The 14151-nt window shown below is 66.0% G+C and carries 12 protein-coding genes; 5 read left to right on the top strand and 7 right to left on the bottom strand.

All coding sequences use genetic code 11. From position 1 onward, the window contains the following. Window positions 1–7: 7 nt before the first annotated feature. The gene (locus ACZ6YI_RS01885) at window positions 8–772 is read right to left on the bottom strand and encodes a MipA/OmpV family protein (protein ID WP_465777178.1); all 765 of its coding nucleotides are present in this window, start codon (window positions 770–772) and stop codon (window positions 8–10) included. A gap of 141 nt (window positions 773–913) precedes the next feature. Between ACZ6YI_RS01885 and ACZ6YI_RS01880 the strand changes: the two genes are divergently transcribed. From ACZ6YI_RS01880 to ACZ6YI_RS01865, 4 genes are read left to right on the top strand one after another with little or no spacing between them, the layout of a single operon-like run. Next, window positions 914–1621 (top strand): MtnX-like HAD-IB family phosphatase, encoded by a 708-nt coding sequence (locus ACZ6YI_RS01880; RefSeq protein WP_465777369.1) that lies wholly within the window; start codon window positions 914–916, stop codon window positions 1619–1621. Then, window positions 1618–3021: an aspartate aminotransferase family protein gene (locus ACZ6YI_RS01875; RefSeq protein ID WP_465777177.1), complete on the top strand. Its 1404-nt coding sequence runs from the start codon at window positions 1618–1620 to the stop codon at window positions 3019–3021. The genes ACZ6YI_RS01880 and ACZ6YI_RS01875 overlap by 4 nt, the downstream gene beginning before the upstream one ends. 17 nt (window positions 3022–3038) lie before the next feature. Continuing rightward, window positions 3039–4103: a GNAT family N-acetyltransferase gene (locus ACZ6YI_RS01870; RefSeq protein ID WP_465777176.1), complete on the top strand. Its 1065-nt coding sequence runs from the start codon at window positions 3039–3041 to the stop codon at window positions 4101–4103. Next, the gene (locus tag ACZ6YI_RS01865; protein WP_465777175.1) at window positions 4078–4941 is read left to right on the top strand and encodes an arginase family protein; all 864 of its coding nucleotides are present in this window, start codon (window positions 4078–4080) and stop codon (window positions 4939–4941) included. The genes ACZ6YI_RS01870 and ACZ6YI_RS01865 overlap by 26 nt, the downstream gene beginning before the upstream one ends. An 86-nt stretch (window positions 4942–5027) precedes the next feature. On the opposite strand, the gene ACZ6YI_RS01860 is transcribed toward ACZ6YI_RS01865, so the two are convergent. Beyond that, complete coding sequence (locus ACZ6YI_RS01860; protein ID WP_465777174.1) at window positions 5028–6041, bottom strand: YeiH family protein; 1014 nt, start codon at window positions 6039–6041, stop codon at window positions 5028–5030. A gap of 94 nt (window positions 6042–6135) precedes the next feature. On the opposite strand from ACZ6YI_RS01860, the gene ACZ6YI_RS01855 reads away from it, so the two are divergent. Then, window positions 6136–7014 (top strand): LysR substrate-binding domain-containing protein, encoded by an 879-nt coding sequence (locus ACZ6YI_RS01855; protein WP_465777173.1) that lies wholly within the window; start codon window positions 6136–6138, stop codon window positions 7012–7014. Here the strand turns inward: ACZ6YI_RS01855 and ACZ6YI_RS01850 are convergent. The 5 genes from ACZ6YI_RS01850 to ACZ6YI_RS01830 form a co-directional block, all read right to left on the bottom strand. After that, complete coding sequence (locus ACZ6YI_RS01850) at window positions 7007–7996, bottom strand: diguanylate cyclase domain-containing protein (protein ID WP_465777172.1); 990 nt, start codon at window positions 7994–7996, stop codon at window positions 7007–7009. The two genes, ACZ6YI_RS01855 and ACZ6YI_RS01850, sit on opposite strands and share 8 nt — an antisense overlap. After that, the gene (locus tag ACZ6YI_RS01845; RefSeq protein ID WP_440323965.1) at window positions 7993–8562 is read right to left on the bottom strand and encodes a chemotaxis protein CheB; all 570 of its coding nucleotides are present in this window, start codon (window positions 8560–8562) and stop codon (window positions 7993–7995) included. Before ACZ6YI_RS01845 ends, ACZ6YI_RS01850 begins: the two co-directional genes overlap by 4 nt. Then, window positions 8559–9398 carry a CheR family methyltransferase gene (locus tag ACZ6YI_RS01840; RefSeq protein ID WP_465777171.1) on the bottom strand — a complete coding sequence of 280 codons (840 nt, stop codon included), beginning with the start codon at window positions 9396–9398 and terminating at the stop codon, window positions 8559–8561. The genes ACZ6YI_RS01845 and ACZ6YI_RS01840 overlap by 4 nt, the downstream gene beginning before the upstream one ends. A 1-nt stretch (window position 9399) precedes the next feature. Beyond that, window positions 9400–13059, bottom strand: coding sequence for a response regulator (locus tag ACZ6YI_RS01835; RefSeq protein ID WP_465777170.1), 3660 nt, complete (start codon window positions 13057–13059; stop codon window positions 9400–9402). Window positions 13060–13156: 97 nt separating this feature from the next. Further along, window positions 13157–14062, bottom strand: coding sequence for a lysostaphin resistance A-like protein (locus ACZ6YI_RS01830; RefSeq protein ID WP_465777169.1), 906 nt, complete (start codon window positions 14060–14062; stop codon window positions 13157–13159). Window positions 14063–14151: the final 89 nt, after the last annotated feature.

Genomic DNA, 14151 nt, shown 5'->3' with positions numbered 1-14151 from the left:
CGCCGGCTCAGAAGTGGACGACGAACGCCAGGGTCGTGGTCACCTGGCGACGCGAACCGAAGTCGCGTACGAGCGGACTATCCGCCGCATTGCCATAGAGCCGCGCATACGACACAGCCACGGCAAAGCCGGTGTGCTGCGAGGTCGGCACGAACGCGTCGTACTCAAGATTCGCCGAGTGCCAGCCCGCGCCCGGCTGGTACGGCGCCGTGCCAATCGCCTGGGCTTCGGTCGGGGTTATGCCAAAAAAGCGGCTCATGCCCGCGCCGTTCATGCCTTCGACCTGGAACTCCAGGGAGTGCTGGATATACCAGACATCCGGCAGCTGCCAGTCGGCATACAGGGCCGCGTAGGCACCCGCACCGTTTGTATCGTGCGCGACGTGGCCGCCCACGCTGAACTTCTTGTCGAACGCGTATTCGAGATACCCACCGCCCTGCCAACGCGGTGACAGCGAGGCGACCTTGCCGCCCAGCTGTGGGCCCAGTTCGTTGTGCGTGCGGCCCCAGAGCCAATTGCCGTACAGGCCGCCGTGCCAGTGTTCGCCATGGATCAGATCGATCGTGAGGCCGTCGGTCGTCGATATTTCCCCGACCCCGGGCAGCTCGATATCGATGTAAGGCACCGGCTGGTTGCGCGTGTGTTTCGACCCGGGCCAGCCTGGCATGCGTTGCACGCCCGCGCCGAACGCGTAGGTCGGCGTGTCGTCATCGGCATGCGCGGCGGGTATCAACACGAGCGCGGAAAGCAGGGCGAAGCACGTGCGGCGCATGCGGGCAATATGACAGGGCGAAGACACGAGCATGCCGAAAAGTCCTTACAAAATGCTTTCGCAAAAGGGAAAGGGGCTCGAAAGGATCTGCCCCTAGCCTTCGCAGCATCCTGAGAAACGGCTGCTTAGCTCGTGCTTACATTGCCAGACTGGAACATCCTGTGCGACTTCGACGGCACCATCGCCGTGGAGGACGTCATCGATTCGCTGCTCGACCGTTACGGCCGCCCGGGTTGGGAAGTGCTGGAGCGCGACTGGCGCGAAGGGCGCATCGGTTCGGCTGTATGCATGGCCGGGCAGGTCGCATTGCTCGACATGAGCGAAAGCGAACTGGCGACGCACCTCGATAGCCTGCACATCGACCACGGCTTTGCCGCTTTCGTGAAGGCCACGATCGACCTTGGCATTCCGCTGGAGATCGTGAGCGACGGCCTGGATCACGCGATCCACGCCATCCTGGCGAACCATGGCATCGACAGCCTGCCCACCGTCGCCAACGACCTGCGCCAGGCGGCTCCGCGTGCATGGAACCTGACGTCGCCGTTCAGCGCCGATGGCTGCCGCAGCGGCACCTGCAAGTGCGCGCGGGTCGAGTTAGCCCGTGCGCATGGTGGAAAGACCCTGCTTATCGGCGACGGCGCTTCCGACTTCTGCGCGGCTGACCGCGTGGACTTCGTGTTCGCCAAGAACCGCCTGATTGAACACTGCCGCGCCGCCGGCATCCCCTATGCGCCGATCGCCAGCTTCGACGAAGCCCTGGCGCTGCTTCCGGACCTGCTCGACGGCCGCCTGCCGCCGAAGACCGTCCTGCCCACTTCCGTGCCGAACATCGTGGACCTGCCTGCATGAACATCCTTACGCGCAACCCCGCCGTCGTCATCGATGACGAAGCCCTGCTTGCCGACGAAGCGAAGTACTGCTCGTTCGGCGATACCGTCCATTACGTCGATCCGCCGAAGATCTTCCGCCATGCGGAAGGCAGCTACATCTACGACAGCGAGAACATCCCGTTCCTCGACCTGCAGATGTGGTACTCGGCCGTGAACTTCGGTTACGGCAACCAGCGCCTCAACGACCGCCTCAAGGCGCAGATCGACCTGCTGCCGCAGGTGGCCAGCCAGTACCTGCACCAGGGCAAGATCGAACTCGCCAAGACCATCGCCGTAGATGCGAAGCAGAAGTTCGGTCTGGATGGTCGCGTCCACTTCAACGTCGGCGGTGCGCAGGCGGTGGAAGATTCGCTGAAGCTGGTGCGCAACGCCCGCGGCGGCAAGAGCCTGATGTTCGCTTTCGAAGGCGGCTACCACGGCCGCACGCTTGGCGCGTCGTCCATCACGTCCAGCTACCGCTACCGTCGCCGCTTCGGCCACTTCGGCGAGCGCGCGCAGTTCATTCCGTTCCCGTATCCGTTCCGCCGCCCGAAGGGCATGACGCCGGAAGAGTATTCCGATGCCTGCGTGCGTCAGTTCGAGCGCCTGTTCGAAACCGAATACAACGGCGTGTGGGATCCGAAGGTCGGTGAAGCCGAATACGCCGCGTTCTACGTCGAGCCGATCCAGGGCACGGGTGGCTACGTCATCCCCCCGAAGAATTTCTTCATCGACCTGAAGAAGGTGCTCGACAAGTACGGCATCCTCATGGTCGTCGACGAGATCCAGATGGGTTTCTGGCGCACCGGCAAGCTCTGGTCGATCGAGCACTTCGGCGTGACCCCGGACGTCCTCGTGTTCGGCAAGGCGCTCACCAACGGCCTGAATCCGCTGTCGGGTATCTGGGCTCGCGAGGAGCTGATCAATCCCACCATCTTCCCGCCGGGCTCGACCCACTCGACGTTCAATTCCAATCCGCTGGGTACCGCCCTCGGCCTGGAAGTGATCCAGATGGGTTACGAACTCGATTACGAGACCCGCGTGGCGGAGAAGGGCAAGCACTTCCTGGAGGGCCTGCGTGACCTGCAGAAGCGCCACAAGGAAATCGGTGACGTGGACGGCCTGGGCCTCGCCCTGCGCGCCGAGATCTGCACCGAAGATGGTTTCACGCCGAACAAGGCGCTGCTCGACTGCATGGTCGACATCGGCCTGGCCGGCGGCCTGACTCACGAAGGCAAGAAGATCGGTCTCGTGCTCGATGTTGGCGGCTGGTACAAGAACGTGATCACGTTCGCCCCGTCGCTCGACATCAGCCACGACGAAATCGACCTCGCCATCGCGTTGCTTGACCAGCTGCTTACGCTGGCCAAGCGCGGCTGACACCGGGTTGGTCTGCGATGGCCTTCGTGAACCAGCTTGAGCCGGATGCCCTGCTCAAGCATTTTGAGCGCCATCCGCCGCAGGGATTCTCACCCCTCCGTGCGGTGGATGGTGCTCCGCTTTTCGCGGCGGATTTCGATCTGCTGACGACCGCGGACGATGCACTGCGCCAGCGTGTCGCAAGACTTCCGCTACAGGCACTGGTCAGGCGCGCGCTCACGGTGCGCGCCTGCTTTGCCGGGACCACGGTCTCCGAGTATTCACTGTTCAGCAAGGCGAGTGATCCGGTGAAGGTTGCCGCGGACCTCGCTGATGCACAGGGCCGCACGCATCCCCTGCTGATCGTGAAGGACCTGGCCGTCGATTCGCCGCTGACCTCCGTCGCCGAACGTGGCTGGACGGCGCGCTTCGTCGATGCCGCGCGAGCGAAGGGCTATCTGATCGTCGAGGGTCAGGCCCTGGCGTACGTACCGATCGATTTCTCTTCCGTCGACGATTACCTCTCGCGGCTTTCCTCGTCCCGGCGGAAGAATCTCCGCCGCAAACTGCGCTCGCGTCAGCACCTGGAAGTCGCGTGCGTACCGACGGGCGACGCCTTCGCCGACGACGCGACGGTTGACGCCTTCTACACCCTCTTCGAGAACGTGTACGCCCAGAGCGACGTGCACTTCGACAAGCTTTCCCGCGACTTTTTCGCGGCCACCCTGCGTGAGCCTGGCGGGGTGGTATTTACTTACCGGCATGAAGGCCGGCTCATCGGCTGGAACCTCTGCTACGAGCACGGCGGGAAGCTGGTCGACAAGTACATCGGCTTTGCCTATCCGGCGGCGCGTGAGCTCGACCTGTACTTCGTCAGCTGGTTCGTCAACCTCGAGTACGCACTTGCGCGGGGGCTGACCCACTATGTCGCCGGGTGGACCGATCCCGAGGTGAAGCGGAGCCTGGGGGCGCGCTTCCACATGACGCGACATGCCGTCTATATCCGCAACCCGTTTCTCCGGGCGGTCGCCTCTCGCCTTATCCATCACTTCGAACCCGATATGCACTGGGCATCCGATGACCTCGCAACCCATCGTCCTTGATCTCGACGGGTCGGTCGGTGAGCTACCGGACCGTCTGGTACTGCCGCTGCGGGAGCACGAGGAGGGCGTGCGCTTCGGCTGTTCGCTCGGCAAGCTTCGACGCTTGGGCCAGACCCTCGACGCCTCGTTGCCTCGTGAGCACGGCACGGTGTTCCTGGGTAGCGGGGATTTCCATCATCTGACCTGGCCGCTGGTGGCGCGCGTCCGTGGCGAGCAGGCGTTCCAGGTCGTGGTGCTCGACAATCATCCTGACAACATGCGCTTCCCGTTCGGCGTGCACTGCGGCTCATGGGTGCGTCGGGTGGCCGCGCTGCCACGGGTCAGCCATGTCCACGTCGTCGGCATCACCTCGCAGGATATCGGCAAGGGCCATGCCTGGGAGAACTACCTTGCCCCGCTGAAGAACGGCAAGCTCACGTACTGGTCGAATGGGGTGGATACGGGCTGGGCTAACAGGCTCGGTGTGGGCGACGCGTTCCGCTCGTTCAGCAGCAGCGACGCGATGGTGGACGCGTTCGTCTCTTCCCAGACCCGCGCAGGGCAACCGGTGTACCTCTCGATCGACAAGGACGCCTATGCGCCCGAGGTGGCGACGACCAACTGGGACCAGGGCACCCTGAGCGAAGACGGCGGCGCGGCGATCATCCACAGCCTGCGCGGCCGCATCCTCGCCAGCGATATCACGGGCGATATCTCGCGCTACACCTACAAGACATGGTGGAAGCGGCGGCTCAGCGCCATGGACGATCAACCCGACATTGACCCGCTACGCCTGCGCGACTGGCAGGAGCAACAGCACGCGTTGAATCTCCGCCTGCTCGCGGCGATTCATGCTTAGGGACTCGGTTTAGAAGCCGCAATACGTCGAGGGCGGCCTGCATGTAGCCAATCGCGCTACGAACGTAACCGAATTGGCTACGTTCGTTACCAGCGCCCGATCAGATGCTGCACAAGAAGGCTAACCAGCGCGACAGCAGCCCACGTACCAAGGCCGAGCAGGATGGGCCGCGGGCCGGTTTTCGCCATGCGGCGCAGGTCGGCGGAGAGGCCGATGGCGGTGAGCGCGACGATGATCAGGCACTCGGCGATGAAATGGATCACCGGGACGATCGATTCCGGTACCAGTCCGGCGGTACGCACACCCGAGGCGACCAGGAACCACAGGATGAACCAGGGAAAAATCTTGGCGAGGCTGAAGTCGCCGGCGCCGCCGCGCTTCTGCTTCCATGCCACGATGAAAGCGATGGCGAGGCTGATGGGAATGATCAGCGTGGCGCGGGTGAGCTTCACGATGGTCGCGTAATCGCCCGCGGCGTGGCTGTAGCTGTAGCCGGCTGCGACCACCGACGAGGTGTCGTTGATCGCCGTGCCCGCCCACAGGCCGAAGCCGAGGTCGGAGAGGCCAATGGCATGGCCAAGCAGCGGGAAGAGCAGCACGGCAACGAGGTTGAACAGGAAGATGGTGCTGATGGCGAACGCCGTGTCATGGTCGTCCGGCTTGATGATCGGCACGACGGCGGCGATGGCCGAGCCGCCACAGATGGCGGTACCTATCCCGATCAGCACCTGCAGCTTGTCGTGCACGCGTAGCACGCGGCCGAGTATCCAGGCGGTGAGCCCGGCGGCCGCCACGGTGGCGAGCGTGACAGAAAGTGACTCGAGGCCCGTCTTCGCGACCTGGTTGAGGCTCAGGCCGAAACCAAGGGCAATGATCGACCACTGCAGGATCTGCTTGCCGGCGAAACGGATGCCTGGCTGGAACCGGGCCGAGGGTGCCGCGAAGTGCCGCACGAGGATGCCGAGGACGATGCCGCAGACGGCACCGCCAACCAAGGGCATGAGGCGGCCCAGACCGAACGCAACGGCTGCGACAGCGAGGGCGAGGGCGAGGCCGGGGAGGCGGGATTCGGGTTGGGGTGCGGCGGTAACGGCGGACACGGGCAGAGCCTTTTCACTTGGGACGCCGATATTGTCCCGCCAGCCATCCCATAAGCATATTGAAAATAGCTGATCGGATGCATAAGGTTCGCTTATGCACGCCTTCAGCCCGCGCCAGCTCGAAGTCTTCGTCGACATCGCAACCACCGGTAGCGTGCGCGCCGCCAGCGAGCGCCTCCACCTCAGCCAGCCGGCAGCGTCCATGGCGCTGGGTGAGCTGGAGCGCCTGATCGGCGAGCCGCTGTTCGACCGGGAGCGTGGCCGCCTGCGCCTCAACGACCGCGGCCGCAGCCTGCTACCGCTCGCGCGTGAACTGGTCGAGCGCCATGCGGAATTCGCCCGCCGCGCTTCAGGCGCGGTCACGGGCCTCGCCGGCGAACTACGCGTGGGCGCGAGCAACACCGTGGGCAATTACCTCGTCGGTGACCTCGTCGGTCCGTTCGTCGATACGCACGCCGCGGTGGCCTTGCGCCTTACGGTAGCCAACACCGACCGCATCGCCCGCGGGGTGCTGGATCACGACGTGGACATCGGATGCGTCGAGGGGCCAGTCACGCACCCCGCGCTCGAAGCACGACCGTGGCGCGAAGATCGCCTGGTCGTCTGCGCGCGCCCCGGCCACGCCCTCACAGGAAAGAAGCGGCTGAAGCGCGAAGACTTCGCGGGCGAACGTTGGGTGCTTCGTGAGCGAGGTTCGGCCACGCGCGCCCTGAGCGAACGCGCGCTGGCCGAGCTTCCGGAAGGCCGGACCGTGCTGGAGCTGGACCAGTCCGAGGCCATCAAGCAGGCGGTGATCGCCGGCCTGGGCATCGCATGCCTGCCGGAGGTGGCCGTCGTGGACGCCGTGGCGACCGGGCGCATGGTGGTGTTGCCGACGCCGTTCCTCGACCTGCGCCGGACGCTGTCGGTGCTGCTACACCGGCAGCGATACCGCGGCGCGGTGCTGGAAGCGTTCCTGGCGACCCTTACCTGAGGACGCAGCGGTTCTTGCCGCCACGCTTGGCCTCGTACATGGCCTCGTCGGCGGTTGAGACGAGACGGTCGTATGCATCGCCCGGCTGGAACAGCGTGACGCCGATGCTCGCGCCGATTTTCGCCGGGATACGCAGGTCCGCGACATTCAGCGTGTAGGGCTCGGCGACGGTATCGCACAGCGACTGGCAGCGGGCCAGCGCCGCGCTGCCGTCACCCGTGTCATGCAGGAGCACCGCGAACTCGTCACCGCCGAGGCGAGCCACCGTATCGGTACCCCGCGTGCGCGCATCGATGCGCGCGGCGATCGCCTTCAGCAGTTCGTCGCCGGCGGCATGGCCGTGGCCATCGTTGACGCCCTTGAACCCGTCGATATCGATATACGCGAGGGCGAAGGGCGCGCCGCCCGTATTCGCCGCGGCCAGTGCGGCTTCGAGCCGCTCGCGGAACAACACGCGGTTGGGCAGGCCGGTGAGCGCATCGTGCGTCGCCTGGTGGCGGACCAGCTGTTCCATGCGGGTGCGCTCGGCGACCTCGCTGGTGAGCTGCTGGTTGCGCACGGAGAGCTCATCGAGCGCATGCTGCAGAAGCGCGCGCGCCCGGTACAGCTCGAGGAAGATCTTCACCTTCGACTGCAGGATCGCGTCGTTGATCGGCTTGGCGATGTAATCCACGGCGCCCGCCGTATAACCCTTCATCCGGTTGATATCGTCGGCGTAGGCGGCCGTGACGAAGATGATGGGGGTCTCGCTCAGGTGCTCCGTCTCGCCGATCAGCTCGGCGACTTCGAAGCCATCCATACCCGGCATGTTCACGTCGAGCAGGACCAGGGCGAACTGGTGGTCGAGGCAGAGCGCGAGGGCATCGTTGCCATTCGCGGCCTCGAAGATATCGGCGTCCGCGCGGGCCAGCAGGCGGCGCATGGCGACAAGGTTGGCCGGCGTATCGTCGACGACAAGGATCTTGGGGCGGATCGGGGTCATGGCATGCACAGTTCGTTGAGTCTTTGCGCGATCTGGTCGAGGGGCAGGCAGGCGTCGGCGCCCGCGATATCGAGTCCGGCCCGCGGCATCGCATCGGATACCGCTGTTGCCGGGTCCTCGACCACCGCGTAGCCACCCGCGTGCCTTACGGCCTTCAGGCCGTTGGCGCCATCCGAATTGGCGCCGGTCATCAGCACGGCCACGAGGCCGTCTTGCCATGCACCGGCGGCTGTTTCGAACAGCACGTCGATCGATGGCCTTGCATAGGTTACCCGCGCATCCACGCTAAGCGAAAAATGCGCGTTCGGTTCCACCAGCAGGTGGTAGCCGCTGGGTGCCACGTGCACCACGCCCGGGTCCGCCGGCGCGCGCTCCGCGGCTTCCACGACGGGCAGGGCAGAGACACGGGCGAGCAGTTCCACCAGCAGCGAAACATCCGCCGAGCCCGTGTGGCAGCAGACGACCACGGGCACGGTCAGCCGCTTGTCGAGCCGCGGCAGCACGTGCTGCAAGGCGGCGAGGCCGCCGGCGCTACAGCCCATGGCGATGGCGGTACGCGGCTTCATCGCGCCAGTGGCCTCGCGCTGGTACCACCGGCCTGGTAGATCCGCAGCCCGGCATCGATATCGACGAAGCTGCTGGCCGCCGGCGAGAAGTCGATGTTCTCGCGCGTCCCGAGGCAAAGGAAGCCGCCGCGGACCAGGCTGTCGCGGAACAGGGCCAGCGTGCGGTCCTGCAAGGCGTTGTTGAAATAGATGAGCACGTTGCGGCACAGGATGAGGTGTGCCTCGCAGAACACCTCATCGGTGACCAGGTTGTGGTTGAAGAAGGTGACGTTACGGCGCAGGCGCTGGTCGAGCTTGATGAAGTCGTAGCGCGCGCTGTAGTAGTCGCTGAAGGACTTCAGTCCACCGGCTTCGATGTAGTTGCGCGACCAGTCGCGCGCATCGCGGGTGGCATAGATGCCCTCCGCGGCCGCCTGCAATGCGGCGTCGTTGAAGTCGGTGGCGTAGATCCGCATGCGGTCGTAGAGGCCGGCCTCCTCGAGGAGGATGGCCAGCGAATAGACTTCCTGCCCATGCGCGCAGCCGGCCTGCCAGATGTTGATCTCCGGATACGAGGCGAGCACCGGCAGGACCTTGTCACGCAGCGCACGGAACACCGGCGGGTCGCGGAACATCTCCGACACGGGCACGGAAAGGCCTTCGATGACCCGGGTGACGAAACCATCCTCGTGCAGCAGGCGCCGGTTCAACTCACTGATGGTGCCCGCATCATGCGTGCGCACGAGTTGCTGCACGCGCCGCTTCAGTGAAGCGGGCGCGTACTCGCTGAAGTCGTAGCCGTGCGCGCGCTGCATGGCGCGGACGAACAGCTCGATTTCGATATCCTCGATATCCACCTCAGACCCGGGCCGGCAGCCAGACGCGGATCATCGAGAGCAGCCGGTCCACGTCGATCGGCTTGGACAGGTAGTCGTTAGCGCCCGCTTCGAGGCACTTCTCCCTGTCCCCGCGCATGGCTTTCGCCGTGAGCGCGATGATCGGCACGTTGGCCACCGCGGGTTTGGCGCGGATCGCCCGCATGGTGTCGTAGCCATCCATCACCGGCATCATGATGTCCATGAGCACGAGTTCCAGCTCGGGATCCTTGTCCAGCGCGTCGAGCGCCTTCTGGCCGTCCTGCGCCATGACGACATCGATGCCCTTGCCACGCAGCACCTTCGACAGCGCGAACAGGTTGCGCATGTCGTCGTCGACCAGCAGCAGGCGTCGGCCACGCAGGTCGCCTTCATCCATGCCGCGCGCCGCCGTCGGCCGTTCCGCCGCCGCCGCTGCGCCACCGTGGCGGATCGAGTGCAGGAACAGGCTCACCTCGTCGAGCAGGCGGTCGGGCGAGCGGGCGCCCTTCACCACGATGCTGTCGGTGTACTGGCGGATCTTCATGCTCTCTTCGCGCGAGAGATCGCGCCCGGAGTACACGACCACGGGCGGCGTGTGCCCGGATTGGGAAAGCTGCTCGAGGAACTCCATGCCCGACATGCCGGGGAGGCCCAGGTCGAGCACGATGCAGTCGTAGGCCGTTTCCTGGGTCTTCGCGAGCGCCTCTTCGCCGGACCCGGCTTCCTCGATCACCACGTTGTCGTCTTTCAGCAGGGTGCGCACGGCCGCGCGTGCGCTGGCGTCGTCATCGACCACCAACAGGTGGCGGGTACGCCCCTCGGCGAAATGGAGCAGGCGGTCGAACGCGGTGGCGATCGATTCGCGGCTCACCGGCTTGGTGAGGAAGCCGACGGCGCCCAGTTCCATGCCGCGGCTCGCATCGTCCGTGGCCGAGATGAAATGGACCGGGATGTGCCGCGTGGCGGCATCGTGCTTGAGGCGGTCGATGACGGTCCAGCCATCCATGCCGGGCAGCATGACGTCGAGCAGGATGCCGGTCGGGCGGTACTGGCGGGCTAGCGCGAGCCCGGTCTCACCGTCCGCGGCGGCCAGCACGCGGTGGCCCTTGCGGTGGATCATGTCGGCCAGGATGCGCGCGAAGGCGGGATCGTCCTCGACCACGAGGATGATGGTGTCGCCCGGTGCCAGCGCGGCGCGGTCGTCGTCGATCGATTCGGCGATGAGCGATGGCGATAGCGGCAGGGTCGCCTCCGCGGCCGCCTGTTCGCGGGAGACCGGGTCGGTGCGTTCACCGGCGGAATCGGGCGCATCCTCCGGCAGGAAAATGGTGAAGGTGCTGCCCTGGCCGACAGCGCTTTCCAGCGTGATGTCGCCGCCCATCAGCATCGCGATGCGCCGCGAAATGGCGAGGCCGAGGCCGGTGCCGCCGTACTGGCGGCTGGTGCTCGCATCGACCTGTTCGAACGCGTGGAATACCCGCTGGAATTTGTCAGGCGGGATGCCGATGCCGGAGTCGGTCACCGCGATGCAGATGGCGCGCTCCGGATCGAGCCCGGCGGGCAACGCGGCGCCGCGCGCGGGGCGGGCGATGTGCAGGCGCACGCTGCCATGCGAGGTGAACTTGAACGCATTGCTCAGCAGGTTGTTCACCACCTGCTCGAGCTTGCCCCCGTCCGTACGGATAGTGGCCGGCAACCCATCCTCGAGCTTCACCTCGAAAGCCAGCTTCTTTTCCTGTGCCACGTGGTTGAACGTGCGGCCGAGCGTGCGCGCGAGGTCGGCCAGCGGGAGCGTGTCGACCATCAGCTCCATCTTGCCGGCCTCCACCTTCGACAGGTCGAGGATGTCGTTGATCAGGCGCAGCAGGTTGGAGCCGGCGTCGTGGATGATCCGCGCGGACTCGACCTGTTCACCGGTGAGGTTCTCTTCGTCGTTATCGGCGAGGCTGCGCGACAGGATCAGCAGGCTGTTGAGCGGCGTACGCAGCTCGTGCGACATGTTGGCGAGGAACTCGGACTTGTACTGGCTTGCGCGGGCCAGCTCCTCGGCCTTCTCGTGCGTTTCCTTCTGCAGGGCCTCCAGCGCATCCTTCTGGTGGTTCAGGGTCAGGCTCTTTTCGCGGAGTTCCTCGTTCGAGGCATGCAGTTCTTCCGTCTGCACGCGCAACTCTTCCTCGGACGCGATCAGCCGCTGCGACTGCTCCTGGAGCTCCGCGGTCTTCGCATGCAGCTCGCTGTTGGTCGTCTGCAGGGCATCCTGCTGGTGGCGCAGCGCCTCTTCGGACGCGCGCAGTTCATCGGCCTGGCTCTGGGTCTGCCCGAGCAGGTCATGCGTGCGCAGGGCGCGCGCCAGGTTTTCCAGCGAAAGCGCAGCGATCGGCATCAGCTCGTCGAGCAGGCGTTCCTGCAGGCCGGTGAGGTGTTCGAAGCTGGCGATCTCGATGACGCCGAGCAGGGTGTCACGGGACATCACGGGCACGACGACGACGCTGCGTGGTGCGGCCTCACCCGTGCCGGAGTGGATCCGGGTGTAGTCGTCCGGGATGTCCTGGAGGGTGATGGCATGGCCGTTGGCGGCGGCCTGGCCCACCAGGCCCTCGCCGAGCGCGTATTCCGTGGTCACGTGGCGGCGCTGGCGGAAGCCGTAGCTCCCGGTCAGCTCGAGGCGCCGGGTGTCCTCGCGGTAGATGTAGAACACGCCGACGCCGGCCTTCAGCGACGAGACCAGTTCCGACACCAGCGCCTCGGCAAACTCGCGGTACGTGGTGCACTCCTGCAGGCGGTTGGAGATCGTAGTGATCGCGGACTTGAGCCAGGTCTGGCCGGCCGTCTCGATCGCCATGGTCTTGAACACCTGCAAGGAGCGGGCGATCTCGCCGATTTCGTCGCGGCGGGTCAGCTGGCGCACTTCGATCGTGTGGTCGTGGGCGGCCAGGCGCGTCATCAGCTCGGTCATGCGCACGAGCGGCCGCGTGATGAGGCGGAAGGTCATGGCGATGACGAGCCCGCCGACCAGCAGGCACAGCAGCAACGAAATGATGTCGACGGCCTGGGTCGTCGCCAGGGTCGTGTCCAGCGCGGCGTTGCGCCGGTCGAGCAGGCCGCGTTCGGTCACGGCCATCTCATCGACGAGCTTGCGGATGTCGCTCATCACCACGGTCCGGCGGGCGAAGTAGTCCCGGCGGATGCCATCACGGGCGAGGGCGCCTTCGGGCGTCACCGCATTGCCGATGGCTCGCATGGGCTCCATGCCGGTCTTCACCGCCTCGGTCTTCCACCGATCGAGCATGTCGCGGAGCCGGTCAAGCCGGCCCTCCTGCAGCGGGTTGTCGACGGTGAGCTCGCGCAGCTTCGCCAGGCTTGCCGACAGATCCCGGTCGGCGGCCTCGAAGTCCGCATATTCGGTATCGTTCTGGGTCAGCATGTAGCCGCGCGCGGCGACCTGCCTTTGCTGCGCGTCCGCGCCCACATCGGCCAGGGTGAGCAGGACCACATAGGTGTGGGTCGCCCAGGCACGGGTATCCCTCTCGCGTCCCAGGGAAACCAGGTTGGCGATGCACGCCGCCACGAACAGGGCGAGCAGGGCGCCGATGGCGAGGATGATCTTGCGCTGGAGGGGCTGGTCGGCCAGCCAGTTGCGCTGCTTGTCGGTGGAAGTCATGCGATGACCGGTAGTGGGACGGGGTGCGGCGCTTCGCCGTAGTTAGTACTACGAATCAACAGGCGCCTTCCTTGGCGGGCAACACAGTATCGGCAGGTTATGCGACGGGCTTGATGCGGCGGCGTGCCCAGAACGGCGGGACCAGGGTCCCACGGCGGATGGCGATGGCCAGCAATATCGCCGTCAGCGTGGAGCAGATGCAAAGGGCGACCACCGATGCCTCGGCGCCGAACTCGCCGCCGGTGAGCCAGTCCGGCCCCTGCAGGGTCGAGGCGAGCCAGCCCTTCTGCGCGAAGCCCGATACCGCGATGCCATAGAACGGCCCCTGGGTGACGTTCCAGGCGGCATGCAGGCCCATGCACAGCCACAGGGAGCGGGTCACATGGTAGATCAGGCCAAACAGCAGGCCGGCCTCCAGGGCGATCGCGAGGGCGCTCCAGACGGTGGCATGCGGGTTCCAGATGTGCAGGAAGCCGAACACCGCGGCTGACAGCAGGAGGGCGATCCACGTGCCCAGGCCTTCCTCGATGATGCGGAACAGGACGCCGCGGCTGACGATCTCCTCGAGCACGCCGGGTCCCACGCCAAGCCCCAGGATGAGGCCCAGCCAGGGGACGTCCGGGTTGGTGCCGTGGACGACGTAGGCGCCGAGTGCCCACAGCGCGCCGACCACCAGCGAGAACAGGACGAAGCCGCCGACGATCCCGGCCAGTACGTGCGGGGCGAACTTGCGCGCCGCCAGCTCGTCCACCCGGCGGTTCTCGATCGAGCGCACGAGCAGCCAGTAGGCGAGGACCACGGGGAGCAGGTGGAAGACCTCGTCCAGCACGGTGATCTCGCCGGACGTGGCCGCGCCGCCCGAAGGGCCGAGGCTGGCGTGGATGCGGCCGGTGACCATCCCGATCAGGAAGAGGCTGACGAAGAAGATCACGATGCGCGCCACCGGCGAGCGGAGCAGGCGGGCGGGGAGCGATGGTGGCGGGGCGGCTTCGTTGGCGGACATGGCTCGGGGCTTGTGGCGGATGCGTGGTGCAGTCTACGCAGGCATGATGGTGCTCCGATACAAGATCGTTCCCCGTCCGCCCGGTATCG

The sequence above is a fragment of the Luteibacter sp. NPDC104163 genome (assembly GCF_055584245.1).
The sequence above is the reverse complement of the archived record's forward strand: the minus strand, read 5'-3'. Positions and strand labels throughout refer to the sequence as shown.

Excerpts from the sequence above, each read along its gene's own strand:
- ACZ6YI_RS01885 (WP_465777178.1), bottom strand. The coding sequence starts at position 772 with ATGCGCCGCACGTGCTTCGCCCTGCTTTCCGCGCTCGTGTTGATACCC.
- ACZ6YI_RS01875 (WP_465777177.1), top strand. The coding sequence starts at position 1,618 with ATGAACATCCTTACGCGCAACCCCGCCGTCGTCATCGATGACGAAGCC.
- ACZ6YI_RS01870 (WP_465777176.1), top strand. The coding sequence starts at position 3,039 with ATGGCCTTCGTGAACCAGCTTGAGCCGGATGCCCTGCTCAAGCATTTT.
- ACZ6YI_RS01865 (WP_465777175.1), top strand. The coding sequence starts at position 4,078 with ATGACCTCGCAACCCATCGTCCTTGATCTCGACGGGTCGGTCGGTGAG.
- ACZ6YI_RS01855 (WP_465777173.1), top strand. The coding sequence starts at position 6,136 with ATGCACGCCTTCAGCCCGCGCCAGCTCGAAGTCTTCGTCGACATCGCA.
- ACZ6YI_RS01850 (WP_465777172.1), bottom strand. The coding sequence starts at position 7,996 with ATGACCCCGATCCGCCCCAAGATCCTTGTCGTCGACGATACGCCGGCC.
- ACZ6YI_RS01845 (WP_440323965.1), bottom strand. The coding sequence starts at position 8,562 with ATGAAGCCGCGTACCGCCATCGCCATGGGCTGTAGCGCCGGCGGCCTC.
- ACZ6YI_RS01835 (WP_465777170.1), bottom strand. The coding sequence starts at position 13,059 with ATGACTTCCACCGACAAGCAGCGCAACTGGCTGGCCGACCAGCCCCTC.
- ACZ6YI_RS01830 (WP_465777169.1), bottom strand. The coding sequence starts at position 14,062 with ATGTCCGCCAACGAAGCCGCCCCGCCACCATCGCTCCCCGCCCGCCTG.